Consider the following 23,541-nt stretch of genomic DNA (forward strand, 5'->3'; position numbering starts at 1 on the left):
GAAGATTGTCTTGCGATGTCAGCGCTTAAGTCGGGTGAATGTTCACGCCATGTTGATCCAGGTCTTGTCGAAAGGCGGCGCCCTCCCCTAACCCGGCGCGATGCTGTTCGATCTTCCTGCGACCGAAACCGATGCCGCCGCCGAGCTGGAGACGCTCGCCGCGCAGATCGCGTATCACAACGCCCGCTATCATACCGACGACGCGCCCGAGATCAGCGATGCCGAGTATGACGCGCTGGTCCGGCGCAACGCGGCGATCGAGGCGGCGTTTCCGGCGGCGGTGCGCCCGGATTCGCCGAGCCGGACGGTGGGTGCGGCGCCTGCCGGGCATCTCGCCAAGGTCGCGCATGCGAAGGCGATGATGAGCCTCGACAATGCGTTTGCGGACGAGGAGGTCGAGGAGTTCGTCGCGCGGGTGCGCCGGTTCCTGAAACTGGCGGAGGACGCGCCGGTTGCGCTGACCGCGGAGCCGAAGATCGACGGGCTGTCGTGTTCGCTGCGGTATGAAGAGGGGCGCCTCGTGCAGGCGTTGACGCGGGGCGATGGCCAAGTCGGTGAGGACGTGACGGCGAACGTCCGTACGATCGGCGACATCCCCCAGACCTTGTTCCCCCGCGAAGGCGGGGGCCCAGACTGGACCCCCGCCTTCGCGGGGGAACAAACTTCTGAGGAAGCCGGGAGAATCCCCGCGATCTTCGAGGTTCGCGGCGAGGTGTACATGGCGAAGGACGACTTCGCGGCGTTGAACGCCCGCCTGCTCGCCGAGGCGGAGGTAACCGGCAAGGAGGCGCGGCAGTTCGCAAACCCGCGCAATGCCGCCGCCGGATCGCTGCGCCAGAAGGATGCGAGCGTGACCGCCAGTCGGACGCTCCGGTTCCTCGCGCATGGCTGGGGCGAGGCCAGCGTCGTGCCGGGCAAAACGCAGGCCGAGGTCGTCGACACCTTGCGCAGTTGGGGCTTCCCGATCGCCGAAGGCTTCGCGCGGGTCGAAGGCACGGCGGCGGCACTCGATGTGTACCGGCGGATCGAAGCCGAGCGCGCCGACCTGCCGTTCGATATCGACGGCGTGGTCTACAAGGTCGACCGACTCGACTGGCAGGCACGACTGGGCCAAGTCGCCAAGGCGCCGCGTTGGGCGATCGCGCACAAATTTCCCGCCGAACGCGCGCAGACGGTGCTGGAGAAGATCGACATCCAGGTCGGGCGGACCGGGGCGATGACCCCCGTCGCGCGGCTGTCGCCCGTCACCGTCGGCGGCGTGGTCGTAACCAACGCGACGCTGCACAACGCCGACGAGATCGAGCGGCTCGGCGTGCGGCCGGGCGACCGCGTTCTCGTCCAGCGCGCCGGGGACGTGATCCCGCAAATCGTCGAGAACCTCACCCCGGACGCCGAGCGCGACGCTTGGATCTTCCCCCACACCTGCCCCGAATGCGCGTCGGCCGCCGAGCGCGAGGAGGGCGAGGTCGTCTATCGCTGCACCGGCGGGCTGATCTGCCCGGCGCAGCGGGTCGAGCGGCTGATCCACTTCGCCTCGCGCCACGCGTTCGACATCGGCGGGCTCGGCCAGACGCTGATCGAGGCGTTCTTCCGCGACGGGCTGATCGAGTCGCCCGCCGACATCTTCCGGCTGACCGAGGAGCAGCTCGCCGCGCGGAAGAAGGACGGGCGCGTGTGGGCGGCGAAGGTGATCGCGGCGATCGAGACCAAGCGGACCATCCCGCTCGACCGGTTCCTGTTCTCGCTCGGCATCCGCCACGTCGGCGAGATCACCGCGCGTGACCTTGCGCGACGCTATGTGTCGGCCAAGGCGCTGGGCTCGGTGTTGCGTCACGCGGTGTTCCTGCGCAGTCGGATCGAACCCGTGATCGGCGAACCCGAGCGCAAATTCGTGCTTCGTCGCGACAAGCTCCTGGTCGGTGCTATCGAGACTGCGGGGATCGGCCCCGAAGTCGCCAGCGCCATCGTCGGCTTCTGCGCCGAACCGCATAACCGCCGAGTCGTGTTCGACCTGTTGCGCGAAGTGACGCCCGCGGACGTCGTCCACGAGACCCGCGAATCGCCGGTGACCGGACGGATCCTCGTCTTCACCGGCAGCCTCGAAACGCTCAGCCGCGACGAGGCCAAGGCGCAGGCGGAGGCTTTGGGCGCGCGCGTCGCCGCGTCGGTATCGAGCAAGACCGGGCTCGTCATCGCCGGCCCCGGCGCCGGCTCGAAACTGAAGAAAGCCACCGAACTCGGGATCCGGGTGATCACCGAGGCCGAGTGGGCCGAGATCGTCGCCGCGAGCTGAGGCGGTTTGGGTGGGGCCGGATGGCATCGGTTCCATCGGGTCCGAAACGGTTTGGCTGCGTGGCTTTTTTGCAACGCGGCATGACCGAGTGTGTCTGTGACACTTCCGGACTCGCCAATGTCACATATCCGAAATATTCCCCGTGCAGGGCCGGATTAACACGACATGAAGTCGCGAAATCAGAGCCGCGGCTCAAAAGGGGTAATTACTGATGCGGAACAACCTTTTCCTGGGTGTGGCAGTCGTTGCGCTCGTCGCACCTGCCGCCGCCATGGCACAGGATACCACGGCGACGATTCGCGGTTCGGTGCAGTCCGCCGGCGCGCCCGTCAACGGCGCCACCGTCGTCATCACCAACGTTCCATCGGGTACGCGGTCGACCGCGACGACCGATGCCAGCGGGACGTTCGTCGTCACCGGCCTGCGCTCGGGCGGTCCGTTCACCGTCGACGTCACGTCGGCGCAGGGCAGCACCAGCGTCACCGACATCTTCACCGTCGTCGGCCAGCCCTTCGACCTGCCGATCGAACTCGCGGCAGGCGGCGACGCCACCAGCGACGAGATCGTCGTCACCGCATCGTCGATCCTCGGCGCCGGCACGTCGTCGGACGGCCCGCAGACGGTGCTCAGCGCGCGCGACATCAGCAAGGTCGCATCGGTCAACCGCGACATCCGCGACATCCAGCGCCGTGACCCCTTCGCCACGCTCGACCTGTCGAACAGCCGCGCCGTGTCGTTCGCCGGCAGCAACCCGCGCTTCAACCGCTTCTCGATCAACGGCGTGTCGGTCAGCGACAATTTCGGCCTGAATCCCGACGCCAGCCCGACCGCGCGCGGCCCGATCCCCTTCGACGCCATCGCGCAGGTCTCGGTCTCGATCGCACCGTATGATTTCCGCCAGGGCAATTTCCAGGGCGGCGCGATCGACGCGACGCTCGCCTCGGGCACCAATGATTTTCACGGCACCGGCTTCTATTCGCAGAACACCGATGGCCTGTACGGCGAGAAGATCGGGTCGTTCACGCGTCCTGCGACGAGCTTCAAATCCGAAACCTACGGTGCGACGCTGTCGGGCCCGATCATCAAGGACAAGCTGTTCTTCATGGTCTCTGCCGAGCGCAACACCGAAGCGCGCCCGCTGACGGTCGCTTCGCCGGCGCAGGTGCCATTCGGCCAGGGCAGCTTCCTGACAACGGCACAGGTCGACAACGTCGCCAACATCGCCCAGTCGGTCTATGGCTATGACGCGGGCGAGATCCTGTCGATTGCGCGGCAGAAGGACGAGAAGATCGTCGGCAAGCTCGACTGGAACATCACCGATGGCCAGAAGCTCGCACTGTCCTACGTCAACGCGTTCGACTCGTTCGTCGTCAGCGGCAGCAACTCGCAGTCGGTCACGACACCGGGCTTCTCGCTCGACTCGAACGGCTATGAACTCGGCGAATTGCTCCGCGCCGGTATCGCGCAGCTGAACTCGGATTGGTCCGACACGTTCTCGACCGAAGTCCGCGGTACATACAAGAAGTACACCCGCACGCGCGATCCGCTGCGCGGCAATGATTTTGCACAGTTCCGTGTCTGCCTCGACCCAACCTCAGTCGGCACTGGCGGCCAGGCCCAGTCGTGCAGCACCGGCACCCCGGTCATCGCCTTCGGACCGGATGCCTCGAGCCAGTCGAACACCTTCGCGACCGAAACATTCGGTGGGTCGGCGTTGGCCAATGTCACGGTCGGCGACCACAGCATTCGCCTGCTCGGCGAATTCTCGCGCGTGACGATCAAGAACCTCTTCCTGCAGAATTCCGCCGGCGCGTATTATTTCGACTCGCTTGCCGATTTCCAGGCCCGTCGCGCGAACCAGGTCGTCTATCAGGACGCCGTGTCGCTCAACACCGACGATGCCGCAGCGGACTTCGGGTATCAGCAGTACACCTTCGGCGTGCAGGACAATTGGCGCGTCAGCGATACGCTGAACCTGACCTATGGCGCGCGCTACGACCTGTACGACATGCAGAGCCGCATCCCGTATAACGCCAACTTCCAGAACCGCGTCGGTTTTGCGAACACCAAAAACTTCAAGGGCCTGGGCGCGTTCCAGCCGCGTATCAGCTTCGACTTCAAGCCGCCGATCTCGCGTCTGAAGCTGCGTGGCGGTGCCGGCATCTTCGCAGGCGGCGCACCTGACGTGTACCTGTCGAACAGCTTCTCGAACACCGGCATCGTGACCAACTCCGTGACCGTCAACCGGACCCTGAGCGGCGCGTCGGCCTACAACCAGCCGGTCGCTGTAGGTGATGCCGCGCTCAACAACGTCAACGGCAGCGCAATTCCGACGGCGCTCGCGAATTATCTGTCGACCAACGTTGGTTCGCTTAGCACGGCCCCGGTCAATGCGATCGACCCGAGCTTCGATATTCCTTCAACGCTGAAGGCGACGTTCTCCGCAGATTATGATCTGTTCGGAATCGAGTTCGGCGCAGACTATATCTACTCGAAGGTCATCCAGCAGGTTCAGTTCAGCGACGCCCGCTCAGTGGTGATCGGCCGCCTGCCCGATGGCCGTCCACGGTATGGCGCGCGGACCAACGCCGGCGGGATCAGCGTCGTCGATCCGAACACGGATATCGTGCTGGGGAACACCAGCCGCGGCCGCGGTCATGTGTGGGACGTTCGTGCCTCCAAGACCTTCGACTGGGGCCTGTCGCTTGGCGGCAGTTACACTTGGCAGGACGTGAAGGACGCGACGCCGGCCACGTCGTCGACCGCACTGTCCAACTATGGCAATGCGGCGATGCTCGATCCGAACTTCGCGGCATATGGCCGGTCGAACGACGAGACCCGCTGGGCGTTCAAGTATAACATCGGCTTCGATCACGCGTTCTTTGGCGACTATCGTACCGCGATCCAGCTATTCGGCGAGACGCGTGCAGGTCGCAACTACAGCTTCACGATGATCGATCAGACCGGTGGCACCAGCACGCGGAGCGCAGTGTTCGGCACGTTGTCGAACAACGGTCGCTATCTGCTGTACGTGCCGACCGGCGCAAGCGATCCGATCGTCAGCTATGACAGCGAAGCAACGCGGACTTCGCTCGAGGGTCTGATCAATAGCACCGAACTGAAGGATTATCGCGGCAAGATCGCGAACCGCAACATCGCACGTAGCCGCGCCTTCACGCGTATCGATCTTCATCTCGAACAGCAGGTTCCGACCTTTCTCGGCGGATCGCGCGTGACGATCTTCGGGGATATCGAGAACCTTCCGAACCTGCTCAACAGCAAATGGGGTGGTCTGCGCCAGCTCGGCTTCCCATCGACCGCTTCGGTGGTGCAGGTGCAGTGCCTTGCTGCTGCAACGCCGACCGGGACCACGGGTGTTGCCGCCACCAATGCCGGTCAGGCATGTGCGCAGTATCGCTACTCGTCGTTCCGCGAACCGAGCACCGCAGTTTCGCCGGTGTTCAACGGTTCGCTCTACCTGATCCGTATCGGCGCACGCTTCACGTTCTAAGCATCACGCCAGCCATCGGGTCGATCCGGGCCGCCGTTCCTTTCGGGGAGCGGCGGCCTTTTTCGTTCGAGACCGCGTCCTGTCCGTAACGCTCGCTTTTGCGCACATCGCCGCCCGCGTGTAAGACCGCAGGCCGATGGCTCACTCTCCTGCCCCGCTCCCCGGCCAAACCCGGCGCCTGCCCTTCACCGCGCGACCGTTCTTCGAGAACAAGGCGCGCGCGTTCTGGATCCTGCAGGCGGTCGGGTGGAGCGGATACCTGCTGTTGCGCGGGGTGGTGTCGATCTCGAACGGGCTGTCGCTCGACGGGGTGATCCCGGTGATCGTCGAGGCGATCGTCGGCTATTGCATCACGCTGCTGCTCTCGACGATGTACGGCCAGTATCGCCAGATGAACCGGCTGGTCGGGATCTTCCTGACGATCGCGACCCTCGCCGCAGCGACGTTCCTGTACGCGGTGCTCGACGCGTTCACCTTCTCGTTCATCGCGACCGCGACGCCAGGGGTTACACTGACGCGATTGCTCGGCTCGGTGTATGTCACCTTCACGGTGCTGTTCGGCTGGTCGGCGCTGTATTTCGGAATCAACTTCTACCTGATCGTCGAGCAACAGATCGACCAGATGGAGCATCTCGAGAACCAGGCGTCGTCGGCGCAGCTGGCGATGCTGCGCTATCAGCTTAACCCGCATTTCCTGTTCAACACGTTGAACTCGATCTCGACGCTGGTGCTGCTGAAACAGACCGAACGGGCGAATGCGATGCTGAGCCGGCTGTCGTCGTTCCTGCGCTATACGCTGGCCAACGAGCCGACCGCGCACGTTACCGTCGCGCAGGAGGTGGACCAGCTGAAGCTATATCTGGAGATCGAGAAGATGCGCTTCGAAGATCGGATGCGACCCAAATTCGACATCGATCCGCGCGCCGAACGCGCCCGGCTGCCCTCGCTGCTGCTGCAACCTTTGGTCGAAAACGCGATCAAATACGCCGTCACCCCGCAGGAAGAAGGCGCCGATATCTGCGTCGAAGTGCGGCTCGCCGGGGAACGCGTGCAGATCGCCGTATCCGATACCGGTCCGGGCTTGATCGAGGGGCGGATCGGGTCAAGCCATTCGACAGGCGTCGGGCTCGCTAATATTAGAGACAGGTTGGCTCAGGCATATGGGCCCGACCATCGTTTCGAAACGCGCTCCACGCCCGCTGGCGGATTCTCGGTCGAGATCGAGATTCCGTATCAGCTTGAAGACGTGAACAGAGAGGCCGCATGACCATCCGTACCATTCTCGTCGACGACGAGCCGCTGGCGATCCAGGGGCTGGAACTCCGACTCCAGGCCCATGAAGACGTCGAGATCATCGAAAAATGCTCGAACGGTCGCGAGGCCATTCGCGCGATCAAGACGCACAAGCCCGACCTCGTCTTCCTCGACATCCAGATGCCGGGCTTCGACGGGTTCTCCGTCGTGCAAGGGTTGATGGAGGTCGAGCCGCCGCTGTTCGTGTTCGTCACCGCCTATTCGGACCACGCCTTGCGGGCGTTCGAGGCGCAGGCGGTCGATTATCTGATGAAGCCGGTCGAGGAATCGCGGCTGGCCGATACTATCGAGCGGGTTCGGCAGCGACTGTCCGAAAAGCGCGGGGTCGAGGAGGTCGATCGGTTGCGCGAAGTGCTCGCCGATGTCGCGCCGGATGCGGCGGCGGACATGCCGGACGGCGATGCGGTGTCGGCGAACCGGTTCGAAAAGCTCATCAACATCAAGGATCGCGGGCAGATCTTCCGCGTCGATGTCGACACGATCGAGCGGATCGACGCGGCCGGCGATTACATGTGCATCTATACCGGCGACAACACGCTGATCCTGCGTGAGACTATGAAGGATCTGGAGAAGCGGTTGGATCCAAGGCGGTTCCAGCGCGTGCATCGGTCGACGATCGTGAACCTTGACCTGGTGAAGCAGGTCAAGCCGCATACCAATGGCGAATGCTTCCTGGTGCTGAACTCGGGCGCGAGCGTGAAGGTTTCGCGGTCGTATCGCGATGTGGTGGCGCGCTTCGTTCACTGAGGCTGACGCTTCCCGATCTCAAGCGCGCGACAAGTTAGGGCCACCCGTCATCCCGGCGAAAGCCGGGACCTCGCCGTTCCAAGGGTGCCCTTGCCGTACGAGGTCCCGACTTTCGTCGGGATGACGGGGGTCCGCTTCGTTAGTGAGCGCACCCCATTAACCAGTCCCTAAACCCCTCGGCCTAGACCGGGGGGATGAAGACGTCGGGTTACGGCCTTTATCCGCATGCGTTGATTAGCCTGCCTGCGTTGGTGATGGCGACGTCGTGCGTGCCAGCGGATCGACCCGCGGCAATTGCGCGGGTCCAGCCCGAGCGGAACTCCCGCGCGCTACTGAGCCGGATGGCGTTGCATGTGCCGGACGACATCTCGGCGAAGATTGCAACGGCTGCGCCTGATGCATCGTTTGCGGCAGCGGCTCCTTCGGTTGCACCGCCCTTTCTAACCTCACAGTCGGTCGATGACGCGAGCCGTGCGGCCGACTGCCTGACCGCCGCCGTGTATTACGAGGCACGGTCGCAATCGGAGGATGGCCAGCGGGCGGTGGCGCAGGTGGTGCTGAACCGGGTGCGTGACCGGGCTTTTCCGAACAGTGTCTGCGGAGTCGTGTATCAGGGCGCGGAGCGGCGGACCGGGTGCCAGTTCAGTTTCACGTGCGATGGCTCGATGAACCGGCCGCGGGAATTGGGGGCTTGGGATCGCGCGCGTACGGTTGCGGCGGCGGCGCTTGGGGGGAGCGTGTACGCGCCTGTCGGAGCGGCGACGTCGTTTCATACGACGAGCATTTTGCCGTGGTGGGCGTCGAGCCTGGCGCGGATTACGACCGTCGGGGCGCATGTGTTTTATCGCTGGCAGAGGGCGCTGGAGCGGGCGCTGACGTTTCGGCAGGCTTATGCCGGGGTGGAGCCTGGGGTTCGGGGTGTTGGTTTGCCGAGCGGTGGTGGCGTGGCGGTGGCCGCGGCGCAGGTTGCTGACGTTTCGGTGCATTATGGGAATCGCGATGACGTTGCGGACTCGGGTGCGGTGCCGGCTGATGTGCTGCACGGGGTGACGGTGCACCGGGGGGTGCCGCGTTCTGGCTCGACCATGCCGGGTGCTGTGGTTGTGCAGACGAGGTTGGTTTCTGGAGTACGGGTTCATGTCGGGGGGCGGGCTGCTGTGATGCTCGGCAACGGTGAAAGCGCCGACGCGGTCGTTTCGGACGAAACCTGACCTACCCACAGCACCACCCCGGCGGAGGCCGGGGCCCAATTAGAAAGGTGGTCGTAACGGGGCGCCGTCCATCGGTAACGACGTTCCCCAATTGGGCCCCGGCCTCCCGCCGGGGTGGTGGCATATATTACCGACGGATCCGCGCTCGATCCTCCCCCGCAAGGGGGAGGTGGCTGGCGCTTGCCAGACGGAGGGGGAGGTTAGAGACGGCCGCTGTTCCGTATCCTCCCCCTCCGTCGCCTTCGGCGCCACCTCCCCCTAGCGGGGGAGGATTCAGAAAGAACGTCGGATCCGGGATCAGCCCTCGATCGACCTGCATACGCGCCCTTCCCCTCCCCTCGCAAAACCATGCTGCATCTGCTAACGGCTCGCCCATGCTGAACCTGAACAATATCACGGTGCGCCTGGGCGGACGCGTTATCCTCGATGGCGCCACCGCCGCGTTGCCGCCGGGCTCGCGCGTCGGGCTGATCGGGCGCAACGGTGCGGGCAAGTCGACGATGGTGCGCGTGATCGCAGGCCAGCTCGAGCCCGACGACGGGTCCGCCGACATGCCCAAGGGCGCGCGCATCGGCTACCTCGCGCAGGAGGCCCCGCACGGCGTGAAGACGCCGTTCGAGACCGTACTCGAAGCCGATCTGGAGCGCGCCGCGCTGATGATCGAAAGCGAGACGAGCGAGGATCCCGACCGGCTCGGCGACGTGTACGAGCGGCTGATCGCGATCGACGCCTATACCGCGCCCGCGCGCGCCGCGCAGATCCTGCTCGGCCTCGGGTTCGACGAGGACATGCAGGCGCGCACGCTCGACAGCTTCTCGGGTGGCTGGAAGATGCGCGTCGCGCTTGCCGCTCTGCTGTTCTCGCAGCCGGACCTGCTGCTGCTCGACGAGCCTTCGAACCATCTCGATCTCGAAGCGGTGATGTGGCTGGAGGACTTCCTCAAGGGCTACAAGGCGACGATCGTGGTGGTCAGCCACGAGCGCGATTTCCTCAACAACGTGGTCGATCACATCCTGCATCTGCAGGGCGGCAAGATCACGCTGTATCCGGGCGGCTACGACGCGTTCGAGCGGCAGCGCGCCGAGCGGCTGGCGCAGATCGAGGCGGCGCGCGCCAACCAGGCGGTGCAGCGCGAGAAGCTGCAGGAATATATCGCCAAGAATTCCGCGCGCGCCTCGACCGCCAAGCAGGCGCAGTCGCGGCAGAAGATGCTGTCGAAGATGCAGCCGATCGCCGAGAGCTACAATGATCCGACGCTGTCGTTCGGCTTCCCGAATCCGACCGAACTGCGGCCGCCATTGATCACGCTCGACATGGCGACGGTCGGTTATGCCGACGTGCCGATCCTGAAGCGGCTCAACATGCGGCTCGATCCCGACGACCGGGTCGCGCTGCTCGGGCGCAACGGCAACGGCAAGACCACGCTCGCGCGGCTGCTGGCGGCGCAGTTGACGCCGATGGACGGCGAGATGTCGTCGTCGGGCAAGATGAAGGTCGGGTATTTCACCCAGTATCAGGTCGAGGAACTCGATCCGACCGATTCGCCGATCGAGCATATGTCGCATCTGATGAAGGGCGCGACGCCGGCCGCGGTGCGCGCGCAATTGGGACGGTTCGGCTTCTCGGGCGACAAGGCGACGACCCGGGTCGGCAAGCTGTCGGGTGGCGAGCGCGCGCGTCTGGCGCTGGCGCTGATCACGCGCGATGCGCCGCATCTGCTGATCCTCGATGAGCCTACCAACCATCTGGACGTCGATGCGCGCGAGGCGCTGGTGCAGGCGCTCAACGCGTACACCGGCGCCGTCGTGCTGGTCAGCCATGACCGGCATATGCTGGAGCTTACCGCCGATCGGCTGGTGCTGGTTGACGACGGGACGGCGAAGGAATTCGACGGCAGCCTCGACGATTATATCGCGTTCGTCTTGAAGGGCGATGGCGGCAAGGGCGATGCTGCGTCGAAGGCCGACAAGAAGGCGGGGAAGAAGGCTGCGGCCGAGGCGAAGAGCAATGACGCCGCTCTGCGGAAAGCTCTGCGCGAGATCGAGGAGCAGACCGCGAAGTTCACCAAGGAGCGCAATGCTCTGGACCGCGCGATGGTCGATCCGGCTAATGCTGAACCGCGGTTCTCGCGGATGTCGATGGGGGATCTGAGCAAGCGTCGCGCCGAGGTGCATGCGAAGCTCGAGGCTAGCGAGGCCAAGTGGCTGGAGGCTAGCGAGGCGCTGGAGGGCGTGGAGGCTTAAGCCACGTCTAAGCCTGGGCTCCCCCCGCCCCCGTTATCCCAGCGAAAGCTGGGATCTCCCCGTTCGGAGTCGCGCCGTCCGCCAACCGGGATACCCCAGCTTTCGCTGGGGTGACGGAATTTGGCTGCGGTGACTGCTTGGGAGGCTGGCTCAGCCCTCGTCTTCGTCCGTCGCCGCCGGACGCTCGAACCAGGCCTCAACCGGCCCAACCAGCTTGAGCGTCAGGGGATTGCCGTTGCGATCCACCTTCTTGCCGAGCGCGACTCGAATCCAGCCTTCCGAGATGCAATATTCCTCGACGTCGTGGCGGACCTTGTCCTTGAACCGGATGCCGATGCCGCGCTCGAGCAGCTCCTGCTGGAAGAACGGGCTGCGCTGGTTGATCGAGAGGCGATCGGGGGGCGTGTCGCCGGTTGCGGCCGGGGTGGCGGCGGCTTCGGTCTCGGGCGTGTTGGGCGTGTCGGTCATGGTCGCGCGTCTAGCGGCAAGCGCCCGCCCCGCGCCAGAAAAAAGGCACCTGACGCAAAAGACGCGCCGGGAATCCTCCCGACGCCTCCCTGCGATCGCTCGATCGGATCAGCTGCAGACCTGCACCGACACCCGGTCGCCGTAATAGGGGTCGACCCGCCACTCGTTCCAGCACCGCGGACGATAATCCTCGCGGTAGTAGGTACGGACCGGCGGGTTGTAATAGGCTACCGGCGGCGGCGCGTAATAGCCACCATTGTAATAACCGCGGTCGTAATAGCGGTTGCGGTTCTTGCTGCTGGCGATCGCTGCGCCGACGCCCAGGCCCAAGATACCGCCGAGTACGGCTGCGCCGGCTGCGTTACCGCCGCCACGATGACCGTGCCAGCCGCGACCATAGCCGCCGCGACCCCAACGCTGTGCATCGGCCGGTACCGCGGCTGTCAGCGCGGTCGCTGCAAGGGCTACCCCCAAACCTGCCTTCTTCAAAAATCCGTTCATCTTCCGAACTCCGTTACTGATTACGCCCGGTCCGCCTGGGACAAACGCATAAGTGTCCGACCGTGTTTCAGCCTCTAGGCGATTCGGCCTGAACTGGTTCGGAACGGGTTGTTAACCCACGGTATAGCTGGGGGAGAGGGTCCCGGGCGGGGACTCAGGCGCGTGCACCCGGTTGGGTATTGTTCACGAATATCGGCTAGAGTTGTGGGATGCGCAAAACCATGACGACGCGAGCGATCGCTTTTGCCGTTCTTGGCGGAAGTGCGGTGCTGATCGGCGGGCTGGCCTTGTCGGGATCGCCGGTGATGGTGCGCGCGACGGAAGCGCCTGTGCAGGTGGTCAAGGCGCAGGTCGCGCCGCCTGCCCCTAAACCTTCGACTGTCTTCGCCCCTGTCATCGCCGCCGCGGCGGAGCCGGACGAGGGGTATGTCGTGAAGCGGGTGCTGGATGTGCCCGAGCCGCTGCGCCACGGCGCCTATTACTGGGATACGGAAGGCGTGCCCGAGGGGCCGATCGTAATCACCGTCGATCTGGTCGCGCAGACCTTGTCGATTTTTCGCGCCGGGTACGAGATCGGGACGGCTGCGGTGATCTATGGCGCGGACGAGAAACCGACGCCGCTGGGGGTGTTCAAGATCACCCAAAAGGACGCGCATCATGTGTCGAACCTCTACGGCGCGCCGATGCCGTACATGCTGCGGCTTACCAATGACGGGATTTCGATCCATGGCAGCGCGTTGATGGAGGGGAAATATGCCACGCATGGTTGTGTCGGGGTGCCGACCGCGTTTGCCAAGCTGATCTTCGGGCAGGTGAAGCTCGGCGACCGCGTGATCGTGACGAGCGGCGAGAGGTTGTCGCGCGGCGGGCGGATCACTGCTGCTTGAGGCGGGCGAACCGTAATCGGTCTACCTTGTAAGCAACTAACACCCAAACTCGTTGTATTGCCATTCGCTCTTAACGGTTGAGCGAATATCCTCCTGCCATGGCAAAACGGGGCGGGCGAAACAGGCTCAAGGCATGACGACGACGATCGATATCTGGTCGCCGACGACGTCTGGAGAAACATTCGACAAGGCGGCGCTGATAGAACGCGCACTCGCGCTGGCGGGAATGGGTGCCTGGAGCTGTGACCTGGCGGATTCGTCGCTATTGTGGACCGCAGGGATCTACGACCTCTTCGGGCTGCCCGCGGACAAGCGGGTCGATCGGCGCGAGACCGTCTCTATGTACGCCGAGGAATCACGCGAGACGATGGAACGGGCACGCGCTCAGGCGATTGCGGATGCCGGGACGAGCGGGGACGCCAAGCGGGGCCGGTTTTCGGTCGATGCGGAAATCGTCCGGACCGATGGCACGCGGCGGTGGATGCGGCTGACCGGCAACGTCGTCGTCGAAGGCGGGCGGGCGCGTCGGCTTTATGGACTCAAGCAGGACATCACCGAGGAGAAGCTGCGCTGGGAGGCGATGCGGCAGCTTGCCGAGCATGACGCGCTGACCGGGCTTGCGAGCCGCGCGGTGTTCCAGAGCCGTTTCCTTGATGCGCCCGCGGGCGGGTCCGGATTCGTGCCGCTGGGGGCGCTGATCCTGTTCGACGTGGATGGCTTCAAGCAGGTCAACGACCGATTTGGGCATGCCGCCGGCGATGCGTGCCTGCGGGTGGTGGCGGAACGGCTGGCGGCGGGGTTTCCCGATGCGCCGATGATCGCGCGGATCGGTGGCGACGAGTTCGCGGTGCTGGTCGGCGCGGAAACGCTGGGCGCGGCGCTCGAACTGCGACTCGCTGCGGCACTGGCCGATCTGCGGATGCCGATCGCGTGGGCGGGCGAGATTCTGCGGGTTGGTGCGTCGGCGGGGATCGCGGCGGCGGGCGATGCTTACGCCTATGATGCGGAGGCGATGTTCGCGGTGGCGGATGCGGCGCTGTACGCGGCGAAGACGGCGGGGCGGAACACGTTCCGGGTCGGGGCACCGGGTGGCGGGGTTAAGCGGGTGATGCGGCTGATCGGGTGACTTTGCGATCCTCCCCCGTCAGGGGGAGGTGGCACCGAAGGTGACGGAGGGGGAGGATACGGAACAGACGTATCCCTTACCGCCCCCTCCGACTGGCAAGCGCCAGCCACCCCCCCTGGCGGGGGAGGATCGAAGGAGGCCCCCTTCGCCTAGGTTTCAGCACAAACAAAAAGGGCCGGAGGTTTCCCCCCGACCCTTCTGCATTTCTGGCCCAGCGCGCCGCGGCAAAGCCGCGTCGTCGGACCTCGCCTGAGCGAGACCGGCCGAGCTTGTAAGCTTGGCCGGCTTCGCCGTGTCAGGCTTACGCGCTCTGCTTAGCCCGGCTAGCCCGCTTGCGCTCGTTCGCATCCAGGAAGCGCTTGCGCAGGCGGATCGACTTCGGCGTGACTTCGACCATCTCGTCGTCGTCGATGTAGGCGATCGCCTGCTCCAGCGTCGCACGCTTCGGCGGGGACAGGCGGACTTGGTCGTCCTTGCCGCCCGAGGCGCGGAAGTTTGTCAGCGCCTTGGTCTTCATCGGGTTGACCTCGAGGTCGTCCGGCTTGGCGTTCTCGCCGACGATCATGCCCTCATAGAGTGCCTCGCCGTGGCCCACGAACAGGATGCCGCGCTCTTCGAGCGGACCCAGTGCGTAGTTGTTCGCCTCGCCCGAACCGTTCGAGATCAGCACGCCGTTCTTGCGGCCTTCGATCTGGCCCTTGTGCGGACCATACTTCTCGAACAGCCGGTTCATGATCCCCGTGCCGCGCGTGTCGGACAGGAACTCACCATGATAGCCGATCATCCCGCGGCTCGGCGCCGAGAAGGTGATGCGGGTCTTGCCACCGGTCGACGGACGCATGTCGGTCATCTCGGCCTTACGGATGTTCATCTTCTCGACGACGGTGCCCGAATGCTCCTCGTCGACGTCGATGATGACGGTCTCGTACGGCTCGGTCTTCTTGCCGTCCTCGTCCTCGCCGAACAGCACGCGCGGACGCGAGATGCCGAGCTCGAAGCCTTCGCGGCGCATCGTCTCGATCAGCACGCCCAGCTGAAGCTCGCCACGACCGGCGACTTCGAAGCTGTCCTTGTCGGCCGCCTCGGTCACCTTCACGGCGACGTTCGACTCGGCTTCGCGGAACAGGCGCTCGCGGATCATGCGCGACGTCACCTTGGTGCCCTCGCGGCCCGCCATCGGCGAATCGTTCACGGCAAAACGCATCGACAGCGTGGGGGGATCGATCGGCTGCGCGTGCAGCGGTTCGGTCACCGTGATGTCGGCGATCGTGTCGGCGACCGTGGCCACCGAAAGCCCTGCGAGCGAGATGATGTCGCCGGCCTTGGCTTCGTCGACCGGCACGCGGTCGAGACCGCGGAACGACATGATCTTGGACGCACGACCCGTCTCGATGATCTTGCCGTCATTATCGAGCGCGTGAATCGCCTGGTTGGTCTTCACGGTACCCGAATTGACGCGACCGGTGAGGACGCGGCCGAGGAACGGATCGCGGTCGAGCAGCGTGACGAGGAAGGTGAACGGCACGCCGGCGACTTCCACGGCGGGAGGCGGCACGTGCTTCACGATCGTCTCGAACATCGGGATCAGCGTGCCTTCGCGCGCGTCCATGTCGGTCGAGGCATAGCCGTTGCGGCCCGATGCGTAGAGCACGGGGAAATCGAGCTGGTCGTCGTTCGCGTCGAGCGACACGAAGAGGTCGAACACTTCGTCGAGCACTTCCTGGATGCGCGCGTCGTTACGATCGACCTTGTTGACGACGACGATCGGCTTCAGGCCGAGTGCCAGCGCCTTGCCGGTGACGAACTTGGTCTGCGGCATCGCGCCTTCCGACGAATCGACCAGCAGGACGACGCCGTCGACCATCGACAGGATGCGCTCGACTTCGCCGCCGAAATCGGCGTGGCCGGGCGTGTCGACGATGTTGATGCGGATGCTCTCGGACTCGCCGGGAGGGGTCCAGTCGACCGAGGTCGGCTTGGCGAGAATGGTGATGCCACGCTCTTTTTCGAGGTCGTTCGAATCCATTGCGCGCTCTTCGACGCGCTGGTTGTCGCGGAAGGTGCCGGACTGGCGGAAGAGCTGGTCGACCAGCGTCGTCTTGCCGTGATCGACGTGCGCAATGATCGCCACGTTGCGGAGGCTCATGAATGTATTCTCTTGAAACGAGGAACGGGGTTGGCGCGCGCCATAGCGTAATTGTTGCGCCGCGGGAAGAGTGGGTGGTGTTCGGGTCCTCCGCACCCCTCCCGTCATCCTGACGAAAGTCAGGACCCAGGGTAACAGAACGCAGCGTTTCTTGGCCCTGGCTCCTGACTTTCGTCAGGATGACGGAGCGTTTGCGGTCATCGGCGCCTGTATGGTCCGGCGGCGAGAATGACCCGAGGATCGCGGACCGCCAGCATCGCTCTCAATGCGGCGTGTTTGTCGGGCGCGGCGGCGTAATAACGCTGCCAGATCCGCAGGCCCATCCAATAGCCGAGTTCGGGTGGCCAGCCTGTGGGCGGCGTGGAGTAGTTGCCGATCCAACGCGCATAGGCCTTGGCTTCGGGCGAGCCTTCCTCGGGGTCGTCTTGGTCGGTGAGCTTGCGAGTGAGCGCGATGTCGGCCTGCATCTGGCGCCAGAGTTCCGCCTCGCGCGGGGCGGCCCAGGCAGCGCGCGCGGCGTCCGGTTCCTCGCCGGTGACGAGTTGCGCGATGAAGTCGGCCGCGCCCTCGACGAGGATCGCGGTTAGCAACGGGTCGCGGGCGAGCGTCATGCCGGCGTCCTGCTGGAAGGAATGTACCGTCTCGTGTGCGAAGAAATGGCGCAGCGTCTGGCGGAGTTTCTCGGGCGTGGGCGACATGCGGCAGAGCACTTCGAGGCCGAGGACCTGCGCGCCGGGACCTGCAGTGCCGCCGGAATTGCCCGCGCCGAAGACTATATAGACTTGGGGCAGCTTCACGTCGGGGAGCGCGCCGTGGAGGCCGAGATAGATCGCGCGGAGATCGTCGGTGGCTGCCTTGGCGGCGGGGAGACAGGTCTTGATCGCCTGTGCGTAGCGGGTCGGGTTGGCGGCGATCGCGCGCGCGAGCGTGTCGGCGTCGACGATCCGGCCGGGGGTGAAGACGCCGATCCCGAAGCTGCCCTTGTCGAGATAGTCGCGTTTCAGTTGTGCGGCGGTGGGTTTGCCTTTGGTCTTGGCATAGAGGCCGGCGAAGCGGTCGGCGTCCTCGGTGTGGATCGTGGCGGTTAGCGGGTCCGCTGGCGGGGGATGATTCGTGGCGGCCGCGGGGAGGAGGGCGAGCGCGAGGATCAGCGGGCGGAGCATGGTGTAGAGTATCGCGTGTTTGCCGGGACGCCAGAGGGGATATCGCAATCCTCCCCCGCAAGGGGGAGGTGTCGCCGAAGGTGACGGAGGGGGAGGACACTGAGCAGGCGTGGTGGCTTGCCTCCCCCTCCGTCAGGCGAAAGCCTGCCACCTCCCCTTGCGGGGGAGGATCGTGAGGTGGCGGCGACCTGCAACGCTCCGCAATCCATTTTATTCACCCCGGTGGAGGCCGGGGCCCAGTTGGGAAGGTGGCAATAACGACGTGCCGCCGTCCGTTAGCAACGTCCCCCAATTGGACCCCGGCCTTCGCCGGGGTGGTGCACACCCTTGCAAGTCATCCCCGCGGAGGCGGGGACCCATATTCTCAGGAGGCTGGCGACTTTATCTCTCGGCTTGCCAGTAGGGATTCCCGCCTGCGCAGGGAGGACTAGGGCGGTGTCAGAATCCCTCGAGCACGATCTTCCCCTTGGCCGTATGGGTCTCGATCCGCTCGTGCGCCCGCCGCAAATTCACCGCATCGATCTTCCCGAAATTCTCCGCAAGCGTCGTCCGGATCGTCCCCGCATCGACCAACGCCGCGACCTCGTCGAGCAACCTGCCCTGCTCGCCCATATCCGCGGTCTGGAACAGCGAGCGCGTGTACATCAGCTCCCAGTGGACCGAGATCGACTTCTGTTTCAGCGGCGCGATGTCGAGCGTCTTGGGATCGTCGATCAGCGCCAGGCGGCCCTGCGGCGCGAGCAGCGTGGCGATCTCGGTAATGTGCTCGTCGGTATGCGTCGTCGAGAACACATACGCCGGCGCGCCAAGCCCGAGCGCATCGACCTGCTCAGCGAGCGGCTTGCGGTGGTCGATCACGTGATGCGCGCCGAAATCCTCAACCCAGCCGCGCGTCTCGTCGCGCGACGCGGTGGCGATCACGGTCAGGTCAGTGAGCTGCCGCGCGAGCTGGATCGTGATCGATCCTACCCCGCCGGCACCGCCGATGATCAGGATCGCGTTGGCCGCACCGGGCACGGGTTTGCGCACGTCGAGGCGGTCGAACAGCGTCTCCCACGCGGTGATCGAGGTCAGCGGGAGCGCCGCCGCCTGCGCCCAATCGAGCGACTGCGGCTTGTGGCCGACGATCCGTTCGTCGACGAGGTGGTATTCGGCATTGGTGCCGGGCCGGTCGATCGCGCCGGCGTAGAACACCGCATCGCCGACCGCGAACTTGGTCACGTCGGGGCCGACCACGACGACGACGCCCGCCGCGTCCCAGCCGAGCACCTGCGGCTTGCCGTCGGGATCGGCGCGGTTCTGGCGGATCTTGGTGTCGACCGGGTTGACCGACACCGCCTTCACCTGGACGAGCAGGTCGCGGCCGGTCGCTTCGGGCTTGGCGATGTCGAGATCGACGAGCGACTGCGGATCGTCGATCGGAAGCGACTGGGTGTAGCCGATGGCGCGCATGCTGGAACTCCTGTGATGTCGGCCCCAAGCTGTCGACGCCGTCCCTTGGTTTCAAGGCGCGGTTGGCAAGAGCAGTGTGCTATCTATATATGCCACTTGAACGCGGGACGGGTTGCAGCCACCATGTCCCATCGAACGGAGATAACGCATGGCGACGACACCCGAAACGCTGAACGAAGAGCCGGGCCTGGTGCTGACCCCGCCCGATCCGGTGCCGACCGTGGCCGCCTCAAAGGCCGCCGGGCTGGTACCGGTCGACGCCAGCGTGAAGTCGCAGCTCGAGGAGCGCGTGTCGGGGTTCGTCACCGATCTCGTCGCGCAGGACGTCAATTCGCCGGAGTTCGGCAAGCGGGTCGATGCGATCACCGCGATGGGCGCGAAGGAAATCCGCGAGGCCGCCGGCCAGTCGAACCGCTTCCTCGATCGCCCGGTCAAGGCGATGGATCAGGAGACCGGCGTCGGCAAGGATCTCGCCGAGCTGCGCCGCGTCGTCGAGGATCTCGATCCCGGCAAGAAGGGCAACCTCACCGCGCCGCAGAAGCTGTTCGGGATCATCCCGTTCGGTGGCAAGATGCGCAATTATTTCGACGGCTATAAGTCGTCGCAGACGCACATCGCGCAGATCCTGAAGAGCCTCGGCTCGGGCAAGGACGAGCTGCTGATGGATAATGCCGCGATCGATACCGAGCGTGCCAATCTGTGGGCGGCGATGGGTCGGCTGGAGCAGATGATCCATCTGTCGAAGACGATGGACGCCAAGCTTGAGGATGTCGCGGGCGAGCTCGACCACAGCGATCCCGCCAAGGCCAAGGCGATCCGCGAGACCGCGCTCTTCTACACGCGCCAGCGGACGCAGGACCTGCTGACGCAGATGGCGGTCACCGTGCAGGGCTATCTCGCGCTCGATCTGGTCAAGAAGAACAATGTCGAGCTGGTGAAGGGCGTCGATCGCGCCTCGACCACGACCGTCTCGGCGCTGCGCACCGCGGTGACGGTGGCGCAGGCGCTGACCAACCAGAAGCTGGTGCTGGAGCAGATCACCGCGCTCAACACGACGACCGCGAACATCATCGATTCGACCGGCAAGCTGCTCAAATCGCAGACCGCGCAGATCCACGAGCAGGCCGCGTCGGCGACGATCCCGCTGGAGACGCTGCAACGCGCGTTCCAGAATATCTACGACACGATGGACGCGATCGACGTGTTCAAGCTGAAGGCGCTTGATTCGATGAAAGTGACGGTCGGCGCGTTGTCGAACGAGGTCGACAAATCGCGCGGGTATATCGCGCGTGCTGAAGGGGCCACCCAAGGCCAGCTCGGCGGACCTTCCGCCAGCCCGTTCAAGCTGGAGGCGATGTAACCCTCGTGAGCGAAGTCGACGACGCCATCGCCAGCGCCCGCGCCTCCTGGTCGCGCATTTCCGACGACCGGACGGGCACCGTCATCGCACGCGTGCCATCGCGGGGCCGGGCAAGGCAGACGCAGGCGATCGGCAAGCGGCTGACCCGGATCGCGGTCGCCGACGTGGCGATCCTGATCGCGGCGATGGTGATCGGCTGGATCGTGCCGCTCGGGATAGGTGGCGCGATGCTGGTGATGGCACTGCTGGTCGCCGCCACGGTGCTATTCGCGGTCTGGCCAGCGGAACGCGCACCGACACCCGAGCGCCTCGCCGCAGTCGACATCCGCGCCCTCCCCGCGCAGACCGAACGCTGGCTGGAGGCACAGCGCCCCGCCCTCCCCGCGCCGGCGATGACTTTGGTCGACAAGATCGGCCTGCGCCTCGAAACGCTGACGCCGCAACTCGCGACGCTCGACGCAAACACGCAGGAAGCGGTCGACGTGCGCAAACTGATCGGCGAACAATTGCCCGCCTTCGTCAAGGATTACGAAAAGGTCCCGGCATCGCTGCGCACTACGCCACGCAACGGCCGCACGCCCGACGCCGAACTGGTCGACGGGCTGAAACTGATCGAACAGGAAATCGGCGAAATGACCGCGCGCCTGGCACAGAGCGATCTCGACAATCTGTCGACGCGAGGGCGCTTCCTGGAGATGAAGTACAAGGAGTGAGCCGGTGAAACGCACCCGGCTCAGCGTCTGCCGCCGCAAGGCGCGCTTCGTGTCGGCGGCTGATGCGCTGGTGGTGGCGGGAGTCGGACGCGTACCGCTCAAAGTGTATCGGTGCGACCGTTGTGGCCAGTTTCATTTGACCAGCAGGACAAAGGGCAAAGGCGTTGGATCGCGAGAACATTAGTTTTCGTACAATGACGGCTATCTGCGCTGTCGTCGGCGCCGCCTAGGGCGGACGTTGCTTCAGATGTGATGCTGCGACCGTAATGTGGGCCGGGAGCTGCCGGGCAGCTTTGGGACTCGACCGGGCGAAAGCAGACGCCGGTTCGGGTGGGCTGATTGATGCTTCTAGCCTAGGTCACCCTTTTTGTCGCATCGGGATCGCGAACGGCGCTGAAAAGCTTCCAGCAAAAGATGGTTTCGGCACCGCAGGAGCAATGCGAGCGTGCTATCTCGTTCACTCTCATTTTATCGAGGGGCGCCTTCGGGAACCGGCGTTCCTCGCCGCACTTACAGGTTAAATAGACCGCCCGGACCCCGAAATTGATGTTGTCGCCCTCGATTTCGACCTCGTAGCTTTCGTTGCAGGCTGGGTTGATGCAATGGACGACCTTGCCGGCCGACAGCTGCTCGGAGCGGCGCTTGACGAGTTGACCGCATTCGCAGGTGAACGAGACACCAGGACCGAAGCCGTTCGAAGTCATGGTTCCGGTCGCAATCCGTTCGAGCTCGATCAGCGCCTGCTCGACCTTGGTGCGGATCGCGCCGGCGCTGCCAAATTGCGTAACACCGACATCGCTCGATTTTGGCAACGAGACATGCAGCGCGGTATTCGAAAGGGCATTCCAGAGCTTGGCGAGGCGCGCGCCATTGAAGCCCTGCTGCGTTCCGACCGGAACATAATCCTTTTTCGTCAGGTCTTCGCCTTCCACGGCGGGCTGGGTGCTGATGCTTAGCGTGTAGGTGGAGGCGACATGCGGATCGACATCCTCTGTGAGGAGCTTGATCACGAGATGCGGCTGCCAGCGGCGAACCTCCTCGTGCGATATATAGTCGTGCGCTCGCGCCAGCCGGTCATAGCAGATACGCTCGATGGCAAGGCGGCACTCGAGCGCGGCATAGGTCAGCGAGCGGTCCGACCCGTCAGCCAGATGCCGTTTGATGGTGTCGATTGTGTCGTGAAAGTCGATCATGGCCTCGTAACATAGACGCGCACCCTACACGAGCACCAGCTACCGCGCCTTGGAACCGAGTTAGTCTTTGCGCTCGTAAGCGGGCTTTCGGCAATCCTCCCAATTCCGTCATCCTGACGAAAGTCAGGATCCAGAGTTTCGGACGGCACCGCTCGTTGCTCTGGATCCCGGATCAAGTCCGGGATGACGCGCGGGAGGGGCACATCATATTATTCTTCATCCCTGCCATTTTGCTTCCGCCCAATCGTAGACATTCGCCTAGGAAGCCTCGCATCAGGCATGACAGCGCCCATCGACTGCGGCCGGACCTTCATCGGTCCTGTAATCGCAGGAATAATTCTGATCGTCCTCTTTCGCGGCTATGTGCTCTTCGCGTGGCTAGCAGACGACGTTTGACGTCCGCTTTCCTTCCCAATGATCGTCGTCACCCCAGCACTGTGCGCGCCCGGTGCGCTAACCGCTCGACGGCTGCGGCATGAATTCCCGGGATGCAGGCCAGCACCCCAAACGCCTGCGGCCGTGGTTTGTTGAACACCAGCGGCGCGCCCAGCGCGTCGCTCACCGTCGCCCCCGCCTCGCTCGCGACCAGCACGGCCGCGGCGATGTCCCATTCGTTGCCCCAACGGAGGGTGGCGACGAGGTCCGCTTCGTCGGCGGCGACCATGGCGATGCGGAGTGCGATCGAGTTGGGTTTGTGGACCATGACGAGGTCGCGGTCGGCTTTGGGGAGGGCGTCGACGGGGGTGCGGCTGCCGGCGAATTCGGTGCGGGTGCCGGTCTGGAGCGCCACGCCGTTGCGGGTGGCGCCCTGTCCGACCACGGCGCGCCAGTGCTCGTCGCGCGTGGGGGCGTCGAGGATGCCGATCACCGGGCGGCCGCGGTCGACCAGCGCGATCGAAACGCACCAGCCGGGCCGCGCGCGGATATAGTCGCGCGTGCCGTCGATCGGGTCGACCACCCAGAGCAGGTCGTGCGCGAGGCGGTCGCCGTTGTCGGCGGTTTCCTCGGACAGCCAGCCGGCTTCGGGCAGCAGGGTCGACAGGCGGGACTTGAGCATCCGGTCGATCGCGATGTCGAGCTCGCAGACCGGGCTACCGGGGGTCTTTTCCCAGCGCTGGAAATCGGTGTCGAAGCGGTCGTGCGCCATCGCGCCGGCCTCCATGGCGATCTTCGCGACGGCGTCGGCCATCGCGCGCAGCCATTCCGGCGACCG

Annotated in this window: 17 protein-coding genes; 10 read left to right on the forward strand and 7 right to left on the reverse strand. The window is 64.9% G+C overall.

The window, feature by feature from the left end:
- Nucleotides 1-100: 100 nt before the first annotated feature.
- From ligA to U1737_RS10675, 6 genes are all read left to right on the forward strand, one after another.
- Nucleotides 101-2,293: an NAD-dependent DNA ligase LigA gene (gene ligA / locus U1737_RS10650; RefSeq protein WP_332796764.1), complete on the forward strand. Its 2,193-nt coding sequence runs from the start codon at nt 101-103 to the stop codon at nt 2,291-2,293.
- A 211-nt stretch (nt 2,294-2,504) separates the two neighbouring features.
- Nucleotides 2,505-5,804 carry a TonB-dependent receptor gene (locus tag U1737_RS10655; RefSeq protein ID WP_332796765.1) on the forward strand — a complete coding sequence of 1,100 codons (3,300 nt, stop codon included), beginning with the start codon at nt 2,505-2,507 and terminating at the stop codon, nt 5,802-5,804.
- Nucleotides 5,805-5,940: 136 nt separating this feature from the next.
- Nucleotides 5,941-7,071 carry a sensor histidine kinase gene (locus U1737_RS10660; protein ID WP_248522659.1) on the forward strand — a complete coding sequence of 377 codons (1,131 nt, stop codon included), beginning with the start codon at nt 5,941-5,943 and terminating at the stop codon, nt 7,069-7,071.
- Nucleotides 7,068-7,865, forward strand: a complete 798-nt coding sequence (locus U1737_RS10665) for a LytR/AlgR family response regulator transcription factor (RefSeq protein WP_031393111.1) — start codon at nt 7,068-7,070, stop codon at nt 7,863-7,865. The genes U1737_RS10660 and U1737_RS10665 overlap by 4 nt, the downstream gene beginning before the upstream one ends.
- Before the next feature lie 353 nt (nt 7,866-8,218).
- Complete coding sequence (locus U1737_RS10670) at nt 8,219-9,076, forward strand: cell wall hydrolase (protein WP_332796766.1); 858 nt, start codon at nt 8,219-8,221, stop codon at nt 9,074-9,076.
- Nucleotides 9,077-9,450: 374 nt separating this feature from the next.
- Entirely contained in the window at nt 9,451-11,319 is a 1,869-nt protein-coding gene (locus tag U1737_RS10675; protein ID WP_056051982.1) for an ABC-F family ATP-binding cassette domain-containing protein, read from the forward strand.
- A 150-nt stretch (nt 11,320-11,469) separates the two neighbouring features.
- On the opposite strand, the gene U1737_RS10680 is transcribed toward U1737_RS10675, so the two are convergent.
- Both U1737_RS10680 and U1737_RS10685 read right to left on the reverse strand, forming a co-directional pair.
- Nucleotides 11,470-11,787, reverse strand: coding sequence for a DUF3297 family protein (locus tag U1737_RS10680; RefSeq protein ID WP_332796767.1), 318 nt, complete (start codon nt 11,785-11,787; stop codon nt 11,470-11,472).
- 108 nt (nt 11,788-11,895) lie between these two features.
- Nucleotides 11,896-12,288, reverse strand: a complete 393-nt coding sequence (locus U1737_RS10685) for a hypothetical protein (RefSeq protein ID WP_332796768.1) — start codon at nt 12,286-12,288, stop codon at nt 11,896-11,898.
- A gap of 209 nt (nt 12,289-12,497) precedes the next feature.
- Between U1737_RS10685 and U1737_RS10690 the strand changes: the two genes are divergently transcribed.
- Nucleotides 12,498-13,175 (forward strand): L,D-transpeptidase family protein, encoded by a 678-nt coding sequence (locus U1737_RS10690; RefSeq protein ID WP_332796769.1) that lies wholly within the window; start codon nt 12,498-12,500, stop codon nt 13,173-13,175.
- A gap of 133 nt (nt 13,176-13,308) precedes the next feature.
- Nucleotides 13,309-14,301 carry a diguanylate cyclase gene (locus U1737_RS10695; RefSeq protein ID WP_332796770.1) on the forward strand — a complete coding sequence of 331 codons (993 nt, stop codon included), beginning with the start codon at nt 13,309-13,311 and terminating at the stop codon, nt 14,299-14,301.
- A gap of 301 nt (nt 14,302-14,602) precedes the next feature.
- Here U1737_RS10695 and typA read toward each other — a convergent pair whose 3' ends face one another.
- The 3 genes from typA to U1737_RS10710 all read right to left on the reverse strand — a co-directional run bounded on the left by typA (nt 14,603) and on the right by U1737_RS10710 (nt 19,062).
- The gene (gene typA, locus U1737_RS10700) at nt 14,603-16,447 is read right to left on the reverse strand and encodes a translational GTPase TypA (protein ID WP_056674093.1); all 1,845 of its coding nucleotides are present in this window, start codon (nt 16,445-16,447) and stop codon (nt 14,603-14,605) included.
- Between the two features lie 197 nt (nt 16,448-16,644).
- Nucleotides 16,645-17,658 (reverse strand): DUF2268 domain-containing putative Zn-dependent protease, encoded by a 1,014-nt coding sequence (locus U1737_RS10705; RefSeq protein WP_332796771.1) that lies wholly within the window; start codon nt 17,656-17,658, stop codon nt 16,645-16,647.
- A gap of 390 nt (nt 17,659-18,048) precedes the next feature.
- Nucleotides 18,049-19,062, reverse strand: a complete 1,014-nt coding sequence (locus U1737_RS10710; RefSeq protein WP_332796772.1) for a zinc-binding alcohol dehydrogenase family protein — start codon at nt 19,060-19,062, stop codon at nt 18,049-18,051.
- A gap of 148 nt (nt 19,063-19,210) precedes the next feature.
- Here U1737_RS10710 and U1737_RS10715 point away from each other — a divergent pair, with 148 nt between their 5' ends.
- Together U1737_RS10715 and U1737_RS10720 are read left to right on the forward strand one after the other, a co-directional pair.
- Nucleotides 19,211-20,422: a toxic anion resistance protein gene (locus U1737_RS10715; protein ID WP_332796773.1), complete on the forward strand. Its 1,212-nt coding sequence runs from the start codon at nt 19,211-19,213 to the stop codon at nt 20,420-20,422.
- Between the two features lie 5 nt (nt 20,423-20,427).
- Complete coding sequence (locus U1737_RS10720) at nt 20,428-21,135, forward strand: hypothetical protein (RefSeq protein WP_248522649.1); 708 nt, start codon at nt 20,428-20,430, stop codon at nt 21,133-21,135.
- A gap of 353 nt (nt 21,136-21,488) precedes the next feature.
- On the opposite strand, the gene U1737_RS10725 is transcribed toward U1737_RS10720, so the two are convergent.
- Both U1737_RS10725 and U1737_RS10730 read right to left on the reverse strand, forming a co-directional pair.
- Complete coding sequence (locus U1737_RS10725) at nt 21,489-22,328, reverse strand: hypothetical protein (protein ID WP_248522648.1); 840 nt, start codon at nt 22,326-22,328, stop codon at nt 21,489-21,491.
- Nucleotides 22,329-22,752: 424 nt separating this feature from the next.
- Nucleotides 22,753-23,517, reverse strand: coding sequence for a 3'(2'),5'-bisphosphate nucleotidase CysQ (locus tag U1737_RS10730; RefSeq protein ID WP_248522972.1), 765 nt, complete (start codon nt 23,515-23,517; stop codon nt 22,753-22,755).
- Nucleotides 23,518-23,541: the final 24 nt, after the last annotated feature.

This window comes from Sphingomonas fucosidasi (assembly GCF_036663855.1).
Taxonomy (GTDB): Bacteria; Pseudomonadota; Alphaproteobacteria; order Sphingomonadales; family Sphingomonadaceae; genus Sphingomonas; species Sphingomonas faeni_B.